Source organism: Amycolatopsis sp. CA-126428 (assembly GCF_002904335.1).
In the GTDB taxonomy this organism is placed as follows: domain Bacteria; phylum Actinomycetota; class Actinomycetes; order Mycobacteriales; family Pseudonocardiaceae; genus Amycolatopsis.
Map to the genome: position 1 here is coordinate 101,567 of NZ_PPHF01000074.1, position 18,527 is coordinate 120,093.

Annotated in this window: 21 protein-coding genes; 17 read left to right on the forward strand and 4 right to left on the reverse strand. The window is 73.8% G+C overall.

Features of this window, described 5'->3' with window-relative positions; translation table 11 throughout:
- Positions 1-36: 36 nt before the first annotated feature.
- Genes C2L58_RS18800 through C2L58_RS18820 form a run of 5 tightly spaced genes read left to right on the forward strand, consistent with a single transcriptional unit; the run spans position 37 to position 5,821 of the window.
- Positions 37-1,677, forward strand: coding sequence for a fatty acyl-AMP ligase (locus tag C2L58_RS18800; protein WP_103338880.1), 1,641 nt, complete (start codon positions 37-39; stop codon positions 1,675-1,677).
- On the forward strand, positions 1,670-1,933 hold the full coding sequence (locus C2L58_RS18805) for an acyl carrier protein (RefSeq protein ID WP_233225797.1): 264 nt from the start codon (positions 1,670-1,672) through the stop codon (positions 1,931-1,933). The genes C2L58_RS18800 and C2L58_RS18805 overlap by 8 nt, the downstream gene beginning before the upstream one ends.
- Positions 1,930-2,247 (forward strand): hypothetical protein, encoded by a 318-nt coding sequence (locus C2L58_RS18810; RefSeq protein ID WP_103338882.1) that lies wholly within the window; start codon positions 1,930-1,932, stop codon positions 2,245-2,247. The genes C2L58_RS18805 and C2L58_RS18810 overlap by 4 nt, the downstream gene beginning before the upstream one ends.
- A complete protein-coding gene (locus C2L58_RS18815) occupies positions 2,247-5,447 on the forward strand; it encodes a WXG100 family type VII secretion target (protein ID WP_103338883.1) in 3,201 nt (1,066 codons plus the stop codon). Before C2L58_RS18810 ends, C2L58_RS18815 begins: the two co-directional genes overlap by 1 nt.
- An 8-nt stretch (positions 5,448-5,455) precedes the next feature.
- Entirely contained in the window at positions 5,456-5,821 is a 366-nt protein-coding gene (locus C2L58_RS18820) for a hypothetical protein (protein ID WP_103338884.1), read from the forward strand.
- On the opposite strand, the gene C2L58_RS18825 is transcribed toward C2L58_RS18820, so the two are convergent.
- Positions 5,805-6,599, reverse strand: a complete 795-nt coding sequence (locus C2L58_RS18825; RefSeq protein ID WP_103338885.1) for a class I SAM-dependent methyltransferase — start codon at positions 6,597-6,599, stop codon at positions 5,805-5,807. The genes C2L58_RS18820 and C2L58_RS18825 overlap by 17 nt on opposite strands.
- Positions 6,600-6,762: 163 nt before the next feature.
- Here C2L58_RS18825 and C2L58_RS18830 point away from each other — a divergent pair, with 163 nt between their 5' ends.
- From C2L58_RS18830 to ligD (C2L58_RS18840), 5 genes are read left to right on the forward strand one after another with little or no spacing between them, the layout of a single operon-like run.
- Entirely contained in the window at positions 6,763-6,951 is a 189-nt protein-coding gene (locus tag C2L58_RS18830; protein WP_103338886.1) for a hypothetical protein, read from the forward strand.
- The gene (locus C2L58_RS49265; protein ID WP_158264139.1) at positions 6,951-7,127 is read left to right on the forward strand and encodes a hypothetical protein; all 177 of its coding nucleotides are present in this window, start codon (positions 6,951-6,953) and stop codon (positions 7,125-7,127) included. The genes C2L58_RS18830 and C2L58_RS49265 overlap by 1 nt, the downstream gene beginning before the upstream one ends.
- A 60-nt stretch (positions 7,128-7,187) precedes the next feature.
- The gene (locus C2L58_RS18835; RefSeq protein WP_103338887.1) at positions 7,188-7,742 is read left to right on the forward strand and encodes a hemerythrin domain-containing protein; all 555 of its coding nucleotides are present in this window, start codon (positions 7,188-7,190) and stop codon (positions 7,740-7,742) included.
- A 3-nt stretch (positions 7,743-7,745) separates the two neighbouring features.
- Entirely contained in the window at positions 7,746-7,880 is a 135-nt protein-coding gene (locus tag C2L58_RS51300) for a hypothetical protein (protein WP_255410548.1), read from the forward strand.
- Between the two features lie 17 nt (positions 7,881-7,897).
- Positions 7,898-9,475: a non-homologous end-joining DNA ligase gene (gene ligD / locus C2L58_RS18840; protein ID WP_103338888.1), complete on the forward strand. Its 1,578-nt coding sequence runs from the start codon at positions 7,898-7,900 to the stop codon at positions 9,473-9,475.
- Positions 9,476-9,479: 4 nt separating this feature from the next.
- Here the strand turns inward: ligD (C2L58_RS18840) and C2L58_RS18845 are convergent, their stop codons facing one another.
- A complete protein-coding gene (locus tag C2L58_RS18845; RefSeq protein WP_233225798.1) occupies positions 9,480-10,421 on the reverse strand; it encodes a PfkB family carbohydrate kinase in 942 nt (313 codons plus the stop codon).
- A 124-nt stretch (positions 10,422-10,545) separates the two neighbouring features.
- Between C2L58_RS18845 and C2L58_RS18850 the strand changes: the two genes are divergently transcribed.
- From C2L58_RS18850 to C2L58_RS18860, 3 genes are all read left to right on the forward strand, one after another.
- A complete protein-coding gene (locus C2L58_RS18850) occupies positions 10,546-12,168 on the forward strand; it encodes a RecQ family ATP-dependent DNA helicase (protein WP_103338890.1) in 1,623 nt (540 codons plus the stop codon).
- 141 nt (positions 12,169-12,309) lie between these two features.
- A complete protein-coding gene (locus tag C2L58_RS18855) occupies positions 12,310-13,086 on the forward strand; it encodes an ANTAR domain-containing protein (protein WP_103338891.1) in 777 nt (258 codons plus the stop codon).
- 113 nt (positions 13,087-13,199) lie between these two features.
- Complete coding sequence (locus tag C2L58_RS18860) at positions 13,200-13,595, forward strand: STAS domain-containing protein (protein ID WP_103338892.1); 396 nt, start codon at positions 13,200-13,202, stop codon at positions 13,593-13,595.
- An 89-nt stretch (positions 13,596-13,684) separates the two neighbouring features.
- Here the strand turns inward: C2L58_RS18860 and C2L58_RS18865 are convergent, their stop codons facing one another.
- Both C2L58_RS18865 and C2L58_RS18870 read right to left on the reverse strand, forming a co-directional pair.
- Positions 13,685-15,142 (reverse strand): PP2C family protein-serine/threonine phosphatase, encoded by a 1,458-nt coding sequence (locus C2L58_RS18865; RefSeq protein WP_103338893.1) that lies wholly within the window; start codon positions 15,140-15,142, stop codon positions 13,685-13,687.
- 4 nt (positions 15,143-15,146) lie between these two features.
- Positions 15,147-15,884 (reverse strand): GAF and ANTAR domain-containing protein, encoded by a 738-nt coding sequence (locus C2L58_RS18870; RefSeq protein ID WP_103338894.1) that lies wholly within the window; start codon positions 15,882-15,884, stop codon positions 15,147-15,149.
- Positions 15,885-15,954: 70 nt separating this feature from the next.
- Here C2L58_RS18870 and C2L58_RS18875 point away from each other — a divergent pair, with 70 nt between their 5' ends.
- From C2L58_RS18875 to ligD (C2L58_RS18890), 4 genes are all read left to right on the forward strand, one after another.
- Positions 15,955-16,272 (forward strand): cellulase family glycosylhydrolase, encoded by a 318-nt coding sequence (locus tag C2L58_RS18875; RefSeq protein WP_158264140.1) that lies wholly within the window; start codon positions 15,955-15,957, stop codon positions 16,270-16,272.
- Positions 16,269-16,712 carry a glycoside hydrolase family 5 protein gene (locus C2L58_RS18880; RefSeq protein ID WP_103338896.1) on the forward strand — a complete coding sequence of 148 codons (444 nt, stop codon included), beginning with the start codon at positions 16,269-16,271 and terminating at the stop codon, positions 16,710-16,712. The genes C2L58_RS18875 and C2L58_RS18880 overlap by 4 nt, the downstream gene beginning before the upstream one ends.
- 106 nt (positions 16,713-16,818) lie before the next feature.
- On the forward strand, positions 16,819-17,565 hold the full coding sequence (locus C2L58_RS18885; RefSeq protein ID WP_103338897.1) for a GAF and ANTAR domain-containing protein: 747 nt from the start codon (positions 16,819-16,821) through the stop codon (positions 17,563-17,565).
- 9 nt (positions 17,566-17,574) lie between these two features.
- Positions 17,575-18,495, forward strand: coding sequence for a non-homologous end-joining DNA ligase (gene ligD / locus C2L58_RS18890; RefSeq protein WP_103338898.1), 921 nt, complete (start codon positions 17,575-17,577; stop codon positions 18,493-18,495).
- Positions 18,496-18,527 lie beyond the last annotated feature (32 nt).

Genomic DNA, 18,527 nt, shown 5'->3' on the forward strand with positions numbered 1-18,527 from the left:
TGAACCGGGTTTCGGCGGACCGGTAGGTTGCGCTGCGTGCCTCGTCCGACCGCACCGGCGACCGTGCCCGAGGCCGTGCTGCGCACGTCGATCGTCGAGTGCCTGTTCGCCCGCGCCGACGACGACCGGCCCCTGTTCACCCACCAGGACCACGTTCGCGGCGTGGAGCACACGCTGACGTGGGCGGAGTTCGCCGCCCGGGTCCGGGTCGTGGCGGGCGAGCTGCGCCGGGTGGCCGGGCCGGGGGAGCGCGTCGCCATCCTCGCGGGCCAGGAGCTGGCCTACCCGCTGGCGTTCTTCGGCGCGCTGGCCGCCGGCCTGATCGCCGTCCCGCTGATGGCGCCGTCGAGTCCCGCGCAGGCCGGGCGGCTCGCCGGGGTCCTCGCCGACAGCGGCGCGCGGGTGTGGCTGACGTCGTCGGCCGCGGCGCCGGGACTGCCCGCGCACGAGAGCGTCGTGGTGGTCGACGAGCTCAGCGGGCCCGGCGCCGATCCGGTGCCGGTGCTACCGGACAGCCCGGCCTACCTGCAGTACACGTCCGGCTCGACGCGCGAGCCGGCCGGCGCGGTGATCCCGCACCGCGCGATCGTCGCCGCCTGCTGGCAAGGCAGTCTCGCGTACGCCGTCGACGAGGGCACCACCTGCGCCGGCTGGATCCCGTTCTTCCACGACATGGGCCTGATCCAGCTGCTGTGCCTGCCCGTCTTCTCCGGCGGGCGATCGGTGTTCATGGCGCCGGCCGAGTTCGTGCACCGGCCGGCGCGCTGGCTGCGGCAGCTCGCCGGGTACCCCGCGGTGTTCACCGCCGCGCCGAACTTCGCCTACGACCTCGCCGCCGAGGCCGGCCCCGGCGAGGACCTCGACCTGTCGGACGTCCGGGTCGCGCTGAACGGCAGCGAACCCGTCCGGCCGGCCACGATCGAGCGCTTCCACGAGGTGTTCGGGCCGCGCGGGTTCCGGCGGGAGGCGCACCGGCCGTCGTACGGGCTCGCCGAAGCCACCGTGTACGTCGCGAGCGCGGGCGAGGAGGGGCCGCGTGGCGCGGTGTTCGACCGCGAAGCCCTCGCGCAGGGCCGGGCCGTCGAAACCGACGGCGGGCAGGAACTCGTGTCCGTCGGCCGTCCCGTCGGGCAGCTCGTCCGGATCGTCCGCGACGGCCGGGAACAGCCCGAAGGCCTGGTCGGCGAGATCTGGGTGCACGGCCCGAACGTCGCGACCGGGTACTGGGGCCGCGGCGACGCCACGGCGTTCGGTGCCGAGCTCGACGGCCTCGCCGGCTGGCTGCGCACCGGCGACCTCGGTGTCGTGCACCGCGGCGACCTGTACGTCACCGGACGGCTCAAGGACCTCATCGTCATCGACGGCCGCAACTTCCACCCGCAGGACATCGAAGCGGCGGCCGCGGAGGCCCACCCCGCGATCCGCCGCGACCGCGTCGCCGCGTTCGGCGTCGCCGACTCCGGCGGCGAGGGCGCGGTGGTGGTGGCGGAGCGGGCGCGCGGCGCCGACGCCGACGACCGGGAGGTGACCCGGGCGGTGCTGCGCGCGGTGTCGCGCGAACACGGTCTCACGCTGCGCGCGGTACGTCTGGTCCCTTCCGGTGGACTTCCGCGCACATCGAGCGGCAAGGTCGCCCGGTCGGCCGCGAAAGCACGTTATGGTGGCGACCGTGGGTGATCACCGCGCCGAGGTCACGAAGGTCGTCTGCGACACCTTCCGGCTCGACCCGGCTCTCGTCGAGCCCGACGCGCCCCTGGAGGAGCTGGGCATCGACTCGAAGGGGCGGATCAAGCTGCTGGCGGCGCTGGAGATCTACTACGGGGTGACGATCGACCTGGACCGGCTGGACCGGTTCACCGACGTGGGATCCGTGGCCGACGTGCTCGCGGAAGCACTGGGAACTCGGGGATCTTCAGGAGAGGCGCTGACATGAGCGGCGGGGGGTACACCGCGACGACCGAAGCGTTGTCGGCGGCGTCCAAGACCATCGGCGACCTGGCGGAAAACCTGCTGGACGACAACCCGGACCTGCAGACACCGCAGGTGACGGCGGAGAAGTTCGGCCGGGCGCACGGCGCGCACGCGACCAAGTACACCGCCGGCGCCCAGGCGCTGTGGGCCGCGGTTTCCGGCTACAGCAGCACCCTCGGCTCGTTCGGCACGAACCTCGGCACCGCCGGCTCGAGCTACGGCGCCAACGAAGACAACCAGGCGGGCGCGATCACGAACGCCGGGGGCTCGCTCTGATGGCCGAGAAGAAGAAGTGGTCCGACGTCAAGGCGCTGCTCGACGACCCGAGCGTGCCCGCCGGGCAGAAGAGCGCGCTGATCAGCAGCTGGCTGCGGGAAAACCCGCCACCGCCGCCGTTCCTGGCCGACCAGGAACCGGACGAGATCAAGCAGAAGCGGCAGGAAGCCGAGAAGTACGCGCACGCCTACGCCGCGAACCCGCTGTTCGCCGGCCAGTCGGTCGACGAGGCCTACGACAAGGCCAAGGCGAGCGGCGACCAGAACAGCTACAACGAGGACCAGGAAAAGAAAGCCGTCGACGACGGCAAGAAGAAGCTCGACGAGACGAAGCCGCCCGCCGCCGCCGACGACGGAGCCGGCGCCACCGGGACGAAGACGTCCGACGAGATCTTCGACGCCGCCGCGCCCGCGCTGAAGCTGTTCGAGACGTTCGGTTCGCTGCTGGCGAAGATCCCGGCCGACTGCCGCGGCAACACCCGCGCGATCGACCTCGACAAGGACATCCGCGCGCCGTTCGACGAGCAGCGCGGGATCAGCTTCGCCGACTTCGTCGCGGACGCCGGGCACTTCAAGCGCGGCTCGGAGACGGTGGACCGGACGGAGCAGGACACCGGCTCGCAGCTGGGCACCCTGTTCGGCAGCTGGAGCGGCGCGGGTGCCGATGCCGCGTCGGACACCTACAACGACAAGATCCAGCCGAAGGCGGCCAAGCTGTCCCAGACGCTCGGCAGCGCGAGCGAGGCGACGCTGAGCACCGCCACGACGGTGTTCCAGCTGTGCAAGGGCAAGGCCGACGCGGTCATCGGGATGTACACCGACCTGGTCGGCAAGGCCGACTACACGATGGCGCAGAAGGTCGTCGCCGTCGCCAACGGCGAGCACGGCAACGAGCAGGACCTCGCCCAGATCGCGGGCTGGATGGACCTGAACTTCGGGACGAACCTGGTCAAGACGCTCAACGACCAAGGCTGCTGCGACGGCGACGAGATCAAGAAGCACGGCCAGGACCTGGCCAAGCAGTGGGTGCAGAACCAGTTCAACCCCGACATGTGGGACCGGCTGTACCAGGGGTTCGCGAAGACCTGCAAGGACACGAAGGACCTGGTCGACCAGGCGTACGACGCGCTCGACAAGGTGATGGGCGGGATCCGCAACGAGTTCGAGGGCGTGTCGCTGCCCGGCGGGTCCGGCACTCCGGGTGGGTCCGGGACCGGGGGGTCCGGTACGGCCGGTGGCTCCGGCGGTGGTGCCGGTGGTTCAGGTGGCGGTTCGGGTTCGGGTTCGGGCGGGTCCGGCGGTGGATCGGGGTCGGGTTCGGGGGCCGGTGGTTCGGGTTCCGGGGCCGGTGGTTCGGGGGCCGGCGGGGGTGGCGGTCAGGTGCCGCCGATTCCCGACACGAGCTCGGGGGCCGGTGCGCCGGGCGGCGGTTCGGGGGCCGGTGGCGGCTCCGGGGCCGACCTGCCGAGCGGCGCCGGCTCCGGTTCCGGAAGTGGCTCGGGGGCGGGCGGTGGCGGCGGTCAGATTCCGCCGATCCCGGACGGGTCCACGGCGTCGGGCGGCGGCTCCACGGGCGGTGGTTCCGGCGGCGGTGGCTCGGCGGGCGGTGGCTCGGACTCTTCGCCCGGCCAGGACGACGGCTCCGCGGCGGAGGCGGCGAAGCAGCAGGCCGCGGAAGCGGCCAAGCAGCAGGCGGCGCAGGCGGCCGAGGCGGCGAAACAGAAGGCCGCGGATGCGCTGAAGGAGTTCAGCGGCCCGGGGATCCAGACCGACTCCGGCGCCGGAGCGGGCCTGGGCTCGGGGGGCGGTGCGGACTCGGGCGGTGGCTCGGGCTCCGGCGGTGGTTCGGGGCCGGGATCCGACAGCACGGCGCCGTCGTCGATGACGCCGCCGTCCGACAGCGGCCAGGACGCCGCGGCCGCGGCGGCCGAGGCGGCGAAGAAGAAGGCCGCCGACGCGCTGAAGGAGTTCAGCGGTCCCGGCATCGAGACCGACTCCGGCGACGGTGCGGGCGGCGGTTCCGGTTCGGGCTCGGGCCCGGGTGGCAGCGACACGGGCTCAGGCTCGGGTGAAGACGGCAAGGCCGCGGCCGAACAGGCCGCGGAGGACGCGAAGAAGAAGGCCGCGGACGCGCTGAAGGAGTTCGGCGGCCCGGGCATCGAGACCGATCCCGGCGGCAAGCCCGACGGCAAGCCCGACAGCCTGCTCGGTGACGAGGATCGGGATGTCCTCAAGGTCAAGCAGGGCGACAAGACCTTCGAGATGACCGAGCCGGACCACGACGGCAAGATGGACATCAAGGTCGGCGACGGCCCCGGCGAACCGAAGGACTTCAAGCTCGACTGGTCCGGCGACGGCAAGCCCACCGACGGTCCACAAGGGACGGACGCGGACACCTTCCGCCCCGGCCCCGACGGCAAGATCCACATCAAGGACGGCGGCCTCGAGATCACCGCCGAGCGCCCGGACGGGCCGGACGGCCCGACGACGGTGACCGTCGACGACGGCAAGGGCACCCCGACGACGTACACGTTGGGCGACGAAGACAAGCCGGACCGGGCCCTCGGCGACACGCCCGAGAAGCGGCTCGACGACCTGCCCACCCACCGAGGCACCCTCGACGACCTCGCGCCGAACGACACCGGCACACCCGCCGGCGACTCGCACCACGGCGGCTCGGACCACGGCGCCGGCGACGGTTCCCACGGCGGCGGGCATGGCTCGCCCGGCGGCACCGGCGGCTCGCACCACGGCGCGGGCGACGGTTCACATGGTGCTGGCGACGGTTCGCCCGGCGGCGCGCTCTCCGGCGGTGGCGGTGCACACCCCGGCCCCTCTATGGCCGGGATCGGCGGCGGCGCGCACGTCGGCGTCTCGGGCGCGGGCTTCGACCCGGCGGCCTCCGGGCTCGGGGACACCCCCGTGTCCGGCGGTGCCCACTCCGGTGCCGCCGCGCAGCCGCAGCCCGCGGCCGCCTTCGCGGCGGCGTCCGGTGCGCCCGGCTCAGCCGGGTCGGCCGGCTCGTCGATGTCCGGGATGCCCGGCATGGGGGCCATGGGCGGTGGCCACGGCGGTGGCGGCGGCGACACCGAACGCCGCGCGTCCGCCTACCGCATCGACGGCGCCGTCTTCGACAACCTCGGTGAGCCCGGGCGGCGGATCATCGGTTCCCTGGACGACGAAGAGCCCCGGACCAGGTAGGAGGACGCATGACCGACATCGCCGGGATGCGGGCCGAGCTCGACGGCCTCGTCCGCGAACAGGCCGATCGCCGTGCCCTGCGCGAACAGCAGGGCGAGGAGATCAAGGCCCGATCCCACGAGTACATGACCAAGCAGGTCCAGGCGGCGGAGCGGTACGTCCAGCACGTCCGCGAGATGGCCCAGCGCAAGACCAAGTCCGGCTGGAGCACCGACCGGTCGCACGCCGAACCGGCCTCCGCCTTCGACGCGGAGGCGTATCCGGGCCCCGGCGGGTTCGAACCGGCGCCGCGGCCCATGCGGGACGAGCCGCGGGCCGCCCGGCGGCCCCGCACCGCCGCCGAAGAGGAAGAGGACTTCAACAACCCCTGGTGAACCACAGGTCGACGGCGACCCCGGGCAGCCGTACGGTGAACGTCTCCGCCGGGGCCAGCCGCCGCCGCAGGTCCGCCTCGAACCCGGCCCGCCGCTCGCCGAACAGGTGCGGTGCCGAGCTCGACAGCGAAAACACCCCGGCGACGACCTCGTCGACGGTCCGGGTCACCTCCTGCCCCGGCACTTCGAACCGCCGCGGGCCGTGGAAGCCCGCCGCACGGTAGACGTCCGCCTCGCTGCCCGGCAGGCCGTCGGGTAGCGAACCGCGTCCCGCGCGCCGCACCGGGCCGAGGTATTCGCGCACCAGCTCCGGGATCGCGGGGTGGACGATCTCGTGCGTCGACGCGTGCACGTGGGCGCAGGCCCCGCCCGGCGCCAGCATCCCCGACACCGCGGCGGCGACGCGGGGCCGGTCGAACCAGTGGAACGACTGCGCGAAGGTGACCACCCGGAACGAGCCCAGCCCCGCGGGCAGCTCCTTCGCGCGCCGGTGCACCCACCGGCAGTTCCCGATGCCCGCCTCCGCGGCCAGCCGGGCCGCTTCGGCGAGCATGTCCCCGTCGGCGTCGAGCCCGACCGCTTCCTCGAACGCCCCGGCCAGCGGCAGCGTCAGCGACCCGGGGCCGCAGCCGACGTCGAGCAGCCGTCCGGATCCGTCCAGCCCGAGCTCGGTGGCGAAGGCCGTGGCGAGCTCCGCGGGATACGCCGCCCGGCCCCGCGCGTAGTACGGGGCGCTGCCCGAATAGAGGGACGGGTCCCATTCCCACGTGTCGGTCACGTCTTCAGCGTAGGGACTCGGGGTCGTGGACGGACCGCGGGTGTGGCTCGCCGGGAGCTGAACCTGCCTCGCTCCACCCGGATCGGTGAACGGGTGTGAAACCCGGCGGGGCGGGGTATCCGGTCGCATTCTTTCCGCCGCCGAACCAGCCGGAGGTCTTCCGATGCCCGTGCGCACCGCCGCCCCGCCCGCCCGTGATGTCACCGGCCTGGCGCTGGAAGTCCTTGCCGCGCAAGGACTCAGCCGTCCGGCCGCGCAGGCCGCCCTCGTTTCGATGGCCCAGGAAAGAGGCGTGACCGCGGCGCGGTGCGCCGCGCTCGTCGTGGCCGCCGTCGACGGGCAGGTGGGCTGATGGCCTTCGCCGCGCGGGCCGGGGACCAGGACACCGCGTCCGTCGGCGGGGGCGTGCTGCTCGCCGTCGGGCTCGTCGTCGCCTTCTTCGGCTGGGGGTCCTGGTGGGCCGTCGCCGGGCTCGTCGTGGCCGTCGCCGGCGCGCTGTGGCTCACAGTCGCCCCTCGCGACGAGTAACCCGTCCGGGACGGGGAACGCCGCTTCCGACCGAGCATCGAGCCAGGAGGAGGCCGTTCCATGGCGGAACACGACGAGGACGTCATCGAGTTCCTGCAGCGCCAGCACCGGGAAATCCGCGAGCTGTTCGCCGAGCTGGAAACCGCGGAAGGCGACCGGCGGCGGGACCTGTTCCACGACCTCGTGCGGCTGCTCGCCGTGCACGAGACCGCCGAGGAACTGGTCGTGCACCCCGAGATCCGTGACCTCGAGCCCGCCGCGAAGCCCGTCGTCGAGGCGCGGCTGGGCGAGGAGCACCGGGCCAAGGAACTGCTGACCACGCTGCAGAAGATGGGCCCGGAAGCCGACGGCTTCGACACCCTGCTCGTCCAATTGCGCGAGGACGTCCTCGCGCACGCCGAGCACGAAGAGCGGGACGAGTTCCCGCTGCTGCGGGCCCACCGCCCGCCGGAGCGGTTGCGGGCGATGGCCGCGACCGCCAAGGTGGCCGAAGCGGTCGGGCCGACCCGGCCGCACCCCGGCGTCGAGAGCGCGAAGGCGAACCTGCTGCTGGGCGCGCCCGCGGCGATCATGGACCGGGCGCGGGACCTCATCCGCGGCGCGCTGGGAGGCTGAGGCGTGACCGAGCCCGGCGACGACGTCACCGATCCGGAGGAATTCGCCGAGGAAGCCGGCACCGACCCGACCCCGCAGGAGGTCGCCGAATACGAGGAGCTGGCGAAGAAGAACCCGCCCTGGTCGTCGCCGGACTGAGTGGGTACTCCCCGGGCATGGCAGCAGACCCGGGCCGCAAACTGCGGCGCTACCAGGAGATGCGGGACTTCGACCGGACCGCGGAGCCGGCCGGCGGGGCCGCCGGTCCGGACGGCCACCGGTTCGTGGTGCAGCGGCACCGCGCGCGCCGGCTGCACTACGACTTCCGCCTCGAACTCGGCGGCGTGCTGGTCAGCTGGGCGGTGCCGAAAGGTCCGACGCTGGACCCGAAGGCCCGCCGGCTGGCCGTGCACGTCGAAGATCACCCGATCGAGTACGCCGGGTTCGAGGGCGTCATCCCGCGCGGCGAGTACGGCGGCGGGGACGTCATCGTCTGGGACCGCGGCGTCTGGCGGCCGGTCGAACCCGACCCGGCCCGCGCGATCGAGGCCGGGACGCTGCACTTCGACCTCGAGGGCGAGAAGCTGGCCGGCCGGTTCGTCCTCGTCCGCACCAGCCGCGGCGAGAAGGACCAGTGGTTCCTCCTGCACAAGCAGGACGAGCACGCGCAGGCCGGCTGGGACGCCGAAGACCACCCGCGCTCGGTGAAGAGCGGCCGCACCAACGACGAGGTCGCGGCCGCTCCCGACGCCCTGTGGCACGGCGACCGCCCGGCCGCGGAAGCGGAGGAATCCGTCGGCGGCTGGCAGGCCCCGACCGAAGACGAACTGGCCGCCCTCGACGCCTTGGGCGTGAAGGGCCGGTGGTCGGTGGCGGGCCGCGAGCTGGCCCTGACCAACCTGGACAAGGTGCTCTTCCCGGCGGCCGGCGGCGGGAAGCCCGTCACCAAGCGGGACCTCATCCGGTACTACGCCACCGTCGGCCCGGTCATGCTCCCGTACCTGGCCGGCCGCCCGCTCAACACCCACCGGTTCCCCCAAGGCGTCACCGAGCCGGGCTTCTGGCAGAAGGAGGTCCCGCGGCACGCGCCCGACTGGCTGACCACCTGGCGCAACGAGCGTGCCGAGCCGGGGGAGAGCCAGCGGTACGTCGTCGCCGACAGCGTCGCGACGCTGGCCTGGCTGGCGAACTACGGCGCGCTGGAGCTGCACGCCTGGACCTCCCGCGCCACCGACGTCGACCACCCGACGTGGGTGCTGTTCGACATCGACCCGGGCCCGGAGACGACGTTCGAAGAGGTCCTGGAGCTGGCGCGGCTGCACCGCACCGCGCTCGAGCACCTGGGCCTCACCGGCCGGCCCAAGGTGACCGGGCAGCGCGGCGTCCAGGTGTGGGTGCCGATCGCCCCGCACTGCACGTTCGAGCAGACCCGCACCTGGGCGGAGACGGTGTCCCGGACGATCGGGCGCGTGCTGCCCGACCTGGTCAGCTGGGCCTGGACGAAGGACAAGCGCCGCGGCCGTGCCCGGCTCGACTACACGCAGAACGTGCTGAACAAGACGCTCGTCGCGCCCTACAGCGTCCGGCCGCGGCCCGGCGCGCCGGTTTCCGTGCCGCTGGAGTGGGACGAGCTGGACGACCCGCGGCTCGCGCCCGATCGGTGGACGATCCGGGACGTCCCGGGCCGCCTGGCCGAGCGCGGCGACCCGTTCTCGGTGCTGCTGGGCCTCGAACAGAAGTTGCCGGGCCTGTAGGCCCTCAGGCCCGGACGGTTTCCAGCGCCCGCGGCTGCAGCCGGTCGAGTTCCGCGCGGGACAGGTGCGGGCGCCCACCCGCGTGCCCGGTCGTCGCCGCGGCGGCCGCGACGGCCAGGCTCGCCGCCGTCTCCAGCGGACGGCGGCGGGTCAGCGCCGCGGTCAGGGTGGCGACGAGCGCGTCACCGGCGCCGGTCGGATCGACGACGTCGGTCTCGACGTCCGGCACGAACCAGGTGCCTTCCGGCCCGGCGAACAGGTTGCCCTGGCCGGAGACTTCGAGCACGACCAGGGACGGCCCCCGCCGCCGGAGGTCGGCGGCGGCCCGCGCGGCCGCGGCGACGTCGGCCACCGGCTGCCCGGTGAGGAGCTCGGCTTCGTGCCCGTCGGCGCGCACGACGTCGGCGAGGGCGAGCAGGCCGGCCGTCAGCGCGTCGTCCTGGGGTGCGCCGTCCAGCACGACCCGGGTGCCCGCCGTGTGCGCCAGCCGGGCCGCCAGCAGGGCCACCGGTGCGGGCTGCTGCAGCTGCACGATGAGGGAGGCGGCGGCCGAGATGGGGGCCGCCGCGGCGAAGACGTCCTCCTCGGTGAGCAGCGTCCCCTCCGGGACGTGCTCGAGGTAGCGGCGCCGGCCGTGGTCCTCGACGACGTCGACGAGCAGGGCCGTCTCGGTGCCCGCCCGGCGGATCACGTGCGAGGTGCCGATCCGGTCGGCCCGGGCCTGGGCGAGCAGCGCGTCCCCGGTGCGGTCGCGGCCGACGACGCCGACCAGCGACACCGACATCCCGAGCTGGCCCAGCGCCACGGCCTGGTTCGCGCCCTTCCCGCCGAGCAGCTCCTGCCGGTGCTTCACGGGCGCCGACGAGTCCGCATCGGGCGCGTCGGGGACTTCGATCACCAGGTCGCGGGCGATCTGCCCGGCGACGACGACTTCGCTGAACATCATCGGGACCAGCGGTGGGTCATGGCGCCTCCTCGGCTCACCGATCGGCTACCCCGGCCGCAAGGACGGGTAAACCGCTCGTTCGGGTCGGTGGTTGCCGGGCGCCGTCCGGGGTAGCCCGGCCGCCATGAGCGATGGGAAGGTGGCCGAGCTGCGCCGGCTGGCCGCGGACCGCTTCGGCTGGGCCGAGCTGTCCGCCGAGCAGGCCGAGGCGATGAGCGCGGCGAGCGAGGGGCGGGACGTGCTGGTGGTGCTGCCCACCGGCGCCGGCAAATCCGCGATCTACCAGGTGCCGGCGCTGGTGCTGCCCGGGCCGACGGTGATCGTGTCGCCGCTGCTGGCGCTGCAGCGGGACCAGATCGAGGGCCTCGACGCCGCGGCCGTGCCGGACGCCGTGGCCCTCGACTCGCGGCAGTCGGCGGCCGAGCGGGACCGCGTGTGGGACGCGATCCGGGGCGGCACGGCGGAGTACGTCTTCCTGTCGCCGGAACAGCTGGCGAAGGACGAGGTCGTGGCCGGGCTGGCCGAGGCGGCGGTGTCGCTGTTCGTCGTCGACGAGGCCCACTGCGTTTCGGCGTGGGGCCACGACTTCCGGCCCGACTACCTGCGCCTCACCCCGGTGGTCGAACGGCTCGGGCGGCCACCGGTCGTCGCCCTCACCGCCACCGCGGCCGCACCGGTCCGGGACGACATCGTCGCGGCACTCGGCTTGCGGGACCCGGTGCGGGTGATCGCGAGCTTCGACCGGCCGAACCTGCACCTGGCGGTCGCACGGTTCACCGACGACGCCGCGAAGCACGCGGCGGTGGTGGAGCGAGTCGCGGCGATGCCCGGCAGCGGCCTGCTCTACGCCGCGAGCCGCCGGGAGACCGAGGACTACGCCGAGGCGCTGTCCGGCCGCGGCGTCCGCGCCTTCGCTTACCACGCCGGGATGAAGGCCGCCGACCGCGACGCGGTGCACGAGCGGTTCGCCGCGGGGGAGACCGACGTCGTGGTGGCGACCTCGGCGTTCGGCATGGGCATCGACCAACCCGACGTGCGGTTCGTGGTGCACGCGTCCGTCCCGGATTCGGTCGACACGTACTACCAGCAGATCGGCCGCGCCGGCCGGGACGGCGCACCGGCGGAGGTGCTGCTCTGCTACCGGCCGGAAGACCTGGCGCGGCAACGGTTCCTCACCCGGTCCGCGCCGCCGGAGGCCGAGCTGCGGGCGGTCGTCGAAGCACTGCGCCGGGGACCGCTGGGCCGCCGGCAGCTCGCCGAAGCCGTCCCGGGCCCGGCCGCGCGGCGGACCCGCGCCCTCGGCCTGCTCGAACGCTGCGGCGACGTGGTCACCGGGCCGGACGGCCGGTGCGCGCTCACCGCCGGCCGCGCGGACACCGGTGCGGTCATCGGGCGGGCGCTCGAAGCGGCGGAACGGGCGGCCGAGCTCGTCCGCTCGCGGGTGGAGATGATGCGCGCCTACGCCGAGACCACCGGCTGCCGCCGCCGGTACCTGCTCGGGTACTTCGGCGAGGAACTCGCGAGGCCGTGCGGTCACTGTGACACCTGTGAAGCGGGTGCCGCGGCCGAGGACCACCCGCCCGCGGGGGAGTTCCGCGCGGAGAACGTCGTCCGGCACGCCGAGTGGGGCCGTGGCGTCGTGATGACCGTCGAGGACGACAAGCTCACCGTTCTCTTCGACGACGTCGGCTACCGGACGCTCTCGCTGCCGGTGGTGCGGGAACAGGAACTCCTGGACCGCTGCTGACCGCAGCCGGGTGATCAGGTTCCCCCGGACGGCCCTGCGGTTCGCCTTTCCGCGTGGCCGGTCCCACAAACTCCGGCCGCGTCGGAGGCGGACGGGCGCGCCGTGCGGTAAATCAGAGGAACCCAGACCGGTGGAGGTGCGGTGACCGAGACTCTCATGAACGCGGCGGATCGCTGGAGACCGCTGGCCGAACTGCTGCAGGCGCTGCTCGAGCGCATCGCCGGGGAGCTGCCCCGCTGGCTCGGCGCGGGCTTGACGGTCAGCCGCGGCGAGCGGCCGCTGCGGGTGCTGGCCGCCGTGGGGGTCGGCGAACAGGTGCTGCCCGCCCAGCTGGCCCACGGCGGCCCGGCTCCCGTCGCGCACGCCACCGGCGAGCCGGTCGTCACGGACCGCCTCTTCGGCGACGAGCGCTGGCCGGCGCTGACCCGCGAAACCGTCTTCGACAGCGGCCCGGCGGCCGCGGCGATCCGCGGCGCCGCCGCGCTGCCCGGGTTCTGGGACGAAGACGGCGCCTTCGTGCTGTCGGTCACGCTCGACCGGCGACCGGGCGCGGAAACCCTGGACGTCCTGCGGCGCTACGCGAAACTCACCGAGATGACGCTGGTGGTCGCCGAGACCGCCACCGCGGGCGACCCCGACCAGATGCTGGACCTGCTGGCGTCCCGCGCCGCCATCGAGCAGGCGAAGGGCGCGATCATGGCGGTCCGGCGGTGCCCGCCGGAAGAGGCCTGGCAGACGCTGCGCCGCACCAGCCAGGAGTTCAACGTCAAGGTCCGCGAGCTCGCGGTCGCGCTCGTCGAGCACCTCGGGGGCCGGCTGCCCGCTTCGCCCGACGGCCTCCGCGAGATCCGGCCCGGCGCCCCGGCCCACCACGCCGCGGAGCAGCTCTGGTCGGCCTTCACGAGCGTCTCTCCATAGGGGGAGTGTTTCCCGGACGGGTGGTTGGGTATCAAGACCCCGTCCTTGATCACTGTCCTTGATACGTCACTGCGTCGCCGGCCCCACGCCGGCGCGGAAGGCCAACTGAACCCGTGTCCCCCACCTTTCCGGTCCCCACCCGGTCCGCGCCCCTGACCGCGCGCCGGACGGAGTACCGCCCCGGTTTCCTGGTGCTCACCCTGACCGGCGAAATCGACGCGCTGACCCTGCCGATCCTCGAGCGCGAGCTGGGATCGGCTCCACCGGGAACGACGGTGGTGGACCTCACGCAGGTGGCCTTCGTCGGCCTGGCCGGCGCGCGCGCTCTGGCCGCGGCGGCCGAACGGGCCGGTGCGGCGGGCCGGCGGTTCGGGGTGGTGGCGAACAGCCGGACGCTGGCGCGGCTGTTCCGGATCACCGGCCTGGCGGCGGTGGTGCCGATGTTCGCGTCGTTGTCGGATGCGCTGCGGGAGTTGCTGGCGGCCGAGGTGCACGAGCCTGCCTGCTGAGCGGGCCGAGCGGCTGAGCGGGCGCTGAACGAGCCGAGCGGCTGAGCGGGCGCTGAGCGGGCCGAGCGGCTGAGCGGGCGTTGAGCGGCTCAGCGGGCGATCGGCGAGTCCGCGCCGTGCCCCAGCTCGCCCACCGGCCACTGCCGGCGGGCGGTCCAGCGGGCGACCAGCACACCCGCGTCCTGCCGGAACTCGCCGCCGCCGTGGGTGAGGACCGCCCGGGTGAGGCGGCGGGCGATCTCCGGGGGCAGTTCGGCGGCGTCCCGGCCGAGGTGCCCGGTGATCCGGGCCCGGCCGAACGGCTGCCCGGCGCCGTCCACGGTTTCGGCGACGCCGCGTGAGCACAACGCCAGCAGGTCACCCGATTCGAGCCGGAGCTCCGTGACCGGGGGCGGCCCGCCGGCCGGGGAGAACCGCGGGGTGGCCGGCCCGGTCAGCGGGAGCGCTTCGCCGCGGCGGACGATCAGGGGCCCCTGCCCGGCGCCGAGCAGGCGCAGGAGGCCGGTGTCCAGGTCCAGCTCGGCGAGCACGCCCTTCACGGCCGGTGCGTCCTGAATGCTTTCGAGCTCGGCGGCGACCGCGGCGAACTGCTCGCCGAGGGAGGTGCCGCCGTGGCGGGCGGCGCGGTAGGCCGCGAGGGCGGACACGACGGCGGTGTTCGCGCTGCCGGTGCGCGCGCCGGCGTCGAACATCGCCAGCTGCGCCCGCTCCTCCGAAAGTGCGTAGTCGAACACGGTGCCGCACAGCTCGTACGCCGGCTGGACGCTCACGCCCACGACGACGCTTTCGGTGGCGCCGGTGAGCGGCGGCAGGCTCTGCCACAGCAGCTCGGCGGGGGAGCCGCGGCGACGGTGGCGGCGACGGCGGTCCAGGCCGTCGCCGTACTGGGTCGTGATCGTGACCAGGTGCCCGAGCAGCGAGGACAGCCACCGGCATTGCTCCCGCAGCGCCGGGTCGTCCGGGTCGGCGTCGCCGGACGGGACGATTTCGAGGACCCCGAGCCGTTCGACGCCGTCGAGCAACACTGTCCACAGTGTACCGTCGCGGGTCAGGGTCGCGGCCCGGCGGTAGACGTCCCCGCCGACGGTGGTGTCGATGTCGAGGGCCGCGGCGCCCGGCCGCAGCGGCACGAGCGTGCGCTGGTCGTAGTCGGCCAGGTAGACACCGATCGTGAGGTCGAGCGCGCGGCCCGCCTCGGCGACGACCGCCGGGAGCCGCTCGGGCGGGGCGCGGTGCGCGCCTTCGAGCAGGTCGACGAGCGCTTTCAGCGGGCCGTGCAGCGGCTTCGCGTCCTGAACCGAGTGGCTGTAGGGCGCGCGGGCCGGCCCGGTCACCTCGTCGAGCCGTTCGTTGACGGCGTGGGCGACCATGTCGCGGTCGACGCGGGGCAGCGTGACCAGCCCGTTGAGGTAGGCGTCCAGTTCCAGCAGGCTCAGGCTCCCGCCGAGGGCGAAGTACCGCATCCACAGCTCTTCCAGCGTCAGGTCGCTCCGGGCGAAGCACGCGGCGATCAGCCGCTGCTGTTCCTCCTCGGGCAGGAAACGCATGCGCTCACCCCTCCCGCGACGCCGGGCCGACCAGGTGGGCGGCGGCTTCGGCCGGGCTGGTGCCGTGCGCGCGGGCCAGCGAGAGCAGGTGGTCGAACGCCGCGTCCTCGCCGAGCCCGTCCCGGCCCATGAGGAAGCCCTTGGCCATGGCGACGCGGTCCCGGTCGCGCAGGGTGTCCTTGAACCGCTCGCTGAACCGGCCGGCGCGTTCGTGGGCACGGGCGTTGGCGACGAGGACCGCGGCGCGGTCGGCGAAGGTCACCAGCGCGCGCTCGTCGACGGGCCCGAAGGCGCCGGGAGCCGTCGCGTAGATCTTGATGGCGCCGGGGCAGCCGCCGTCGGTGACCATCGGGGCGGTGACGACCGACCGCAGCCCCGAGGCGGCGACCGCGGCGCACCACCGGGTCCAGCGCCGTTCCGTGGTGACGTCGTCGATCCGCTGCGGCGAGCACCCGGCCAGCGCGGCGAGGCAGGGCCCTTCGCCCAGCTCGTACTGCAGGGTGTCGGCCTCGCGCACCAGCGGGCCCGAAGCGCTCGTCGTGACGAAGCCACCGTCGGCGTCGACGAGGGTGACCCCCACGCCCGCCGCGGCGGGGATCGTCGTCCCGGCCAGCGAAACGATCAGCTCCAGCACCGAATCCACGGTGTCCCGCGAAAGCAGTAGCCCGGACATCCGGGCGGCGACCGCGGCCAGCTCACCGTCCAGCGGAAGCTCGCCCGGCGAGGCCTGTTCCGACGACATGGCCGCTGATTACCAATCCGGGGTCACTCGTAAACCCGGCCGGTGGATCCGGCGCGGGTAGCTTGGCCTGGTGAACCGGTGGCCGGGGCGGGGAATCAACTTCGGCAACGTGCTCGACGCGCTGGGCGACGGCCCGGAGCTGCCGCTCGACGGGCGGTACTTCGACGAGGTGGCCGAGGCCGGCTTCGCCACGGTCCGCTTGCCGGTCCGGTGGTCGGCGCACGCCCAGGCCGAGCCGCCGTACGCGATCGACCCGGCGTTCGCCCGGCGCGTCGACGCCGGCGTGGCGGCGGCGCTCGACCGCGGTCAGCTCACGGCGGCCCGGTGGAACGCCGTGCTGGCCGAGGCCCTCGCCGTCGTCCGGGCGGCCGACCCCCCCGTACGGTGATCATCGGGCCCGCCGAGATGAACGGCCTCGACGCGCTCCCCGCGTTCGCCGTGCCCGCCGGCGGCAACCTGATCGCCTCGATCCACTACTACGCGCCGTTCGAGTTCACCCACCAAGGCGCCGGCTGGGTACCCGGCGCCGGCCGCTGGCTCGGCCGCACCTGGGGCGGCGCCGCCGACGAGGACGCCGTGCGCGGTGATCCGGCCAAGGTCGCATCCTGCGGACGAGAGCACCGGCTTCCCGTGTTCATCGGGGAATTCGGCGTGTTTTCCGCGGCGGACATGGTCTCCCGCGCGCGGTGGACGGCGTTCGTCCGGGCCGAGGCCGAGCGTCTCGGCCTGAGCTGGGCTTATGGGGAGTTCGGCACCGATTTCGGCGCTTTCGATCCGGATCGTGGCGAGTGGCGTGAGCCGTTGCGGCGGGCGCTTCTCGGCGACTAGGAGCGCGCCGCCGGCCCCGCGCGGTGACCGGGTGGACGCCGTCGGACATGGAACCGAGGTGGAGTGGGTACCCGGGGGAACTTCGTGCCGAGCGGGAGGAGCACCCATGGAACGGCCGGACCCCGCCGCACCCGTCTCGCCGCTGTTCGACGAGGTCACCGGGGCGCTGGAAGCCCTCACCGCCGTGCTGCGGGAGGAGGACGACTTCCGGATCCTGCTGCAGCACATCTGCCTGCAGGTGCGCCACGCCGTTCCCGGCGTCCACGAGGCCTCGATCACCCTGGTGACCGGCGAGGTGCCGCACACGGCGACCGCCACGAGCGCGGTCGTGGACGACCTCGACGGCGACCAGTACCGGATCGGCGACGGCCCCTGCCTGGAGGCGGTCCGTGGCGGCAAGATCGTCCGCACGACGGTGTCCGACGCGGTCGAGCGGTGGCCGCGGTTCGCCGGCGGCGCCCGGGAGGCGGGCTTCGGGAGCTTCCTCGCCGCGCCCCTGGTGGCCGATGAGCGGTTCTCCGGCGCGATCAACTGCTACGGACGGCAGGACGACGGCTTCGAAGAGGTCGAAGCCCAGCTGCTGGAGCTCTACACGGCCGCGGTGGCGGCGATCCTCCGGATGTACCACCGGTACCTGAAGGCGCGGGAGACCGCCGAGCACCTCCGCACGGCGCTGACCTCCCGCGCGGTCATCGACCAGGCCAAGGGCATGCTGATGGCCATCCGCCAGGTCGACGCCGACGACGCCTTCGCCCTCCTGGTGGAGCAGTCGCAGCGGGAGAACGTCAAGCTGCGCGAGGTCGCGGAGCGGTTCGTCGCGCGGGTGGTCTCCGGGCACGTCCTGCCGAGGTAGCGTGGGACCGTGGCGGGGAGCAGGATCACGGTCCAGGTCGGCGAGCGGCAGCTGACGCTCTCGAACCTCGAGAAGGTGCTCTACCCGCGGCCCGGCTTCACCAAGGGCGAGGTGCTCGACTACTACACGCGGATCGCGCCGGTGCTGCTGCCGCACATCCGCGACCGGGCGATGACGTTCGTGCGGTTCCCCGAGGGGGTCACCGGCGGCTCGTTCTTCGAGAAGGACGTCTCCCGGCACGCCCCGGACTGGGTCCGCACCGCGCGGCTGAGCGTCGGCGGCCGCGGCAAGGACCCCGAGATCATCGCGTACCCGCTGATCAACGCCCTGCCCGAGCTGGTGTGGGCGGCCAACCTCGCCGCCCTCGAACTGCACGTCCACCAGTGGACCGTCGGGCCCGGCGACGAGCGCGGCACCCCGGACCGGCTGGTGTTCGACCTCGACCCGGGGCCCGGCGCGACCGTCGTCGACTGCTGCCGGGTCGCCGAACGGCTCCACGACGTCCTCGTCGAGGACGGGCTGACCCCGGTGGCGAAGACCAGCGGCTCCAAAGGCATGCAGCTGTACGCGGGCGTCGTGACGACGGACGGCGGAGAGCCGTCGCAGTACGCCAAGGCGCTGGCCGAGCGGCTTGCCGCCGAGACGCCGGACCTCGTCGTGGCGCGGATGACGAAGAACCTGCGCCCGGGCAAGGTCTTCATCGACTGGAGCCAGAACAACCCGGTGAAGACCACCGTGGCGCCGTACTCGCTGCGCGGGCGCGACGAGCCGACGGTGTCGGCTCCGGTGACGTGGGACGAGGTCCGCGCCTGCCGGCACGTGACGCACCTGAGGTTCACCGCGGGCGACGTCCTGGCGCGTGTCGAGGACTTCGGAGATCTGTTCGCCGATCTGGAACGCACCCGCGTCCCGATTCCTGCGTTCGGCTGAACTTCGGCAACCACCATTAGTACCGCCTGTGC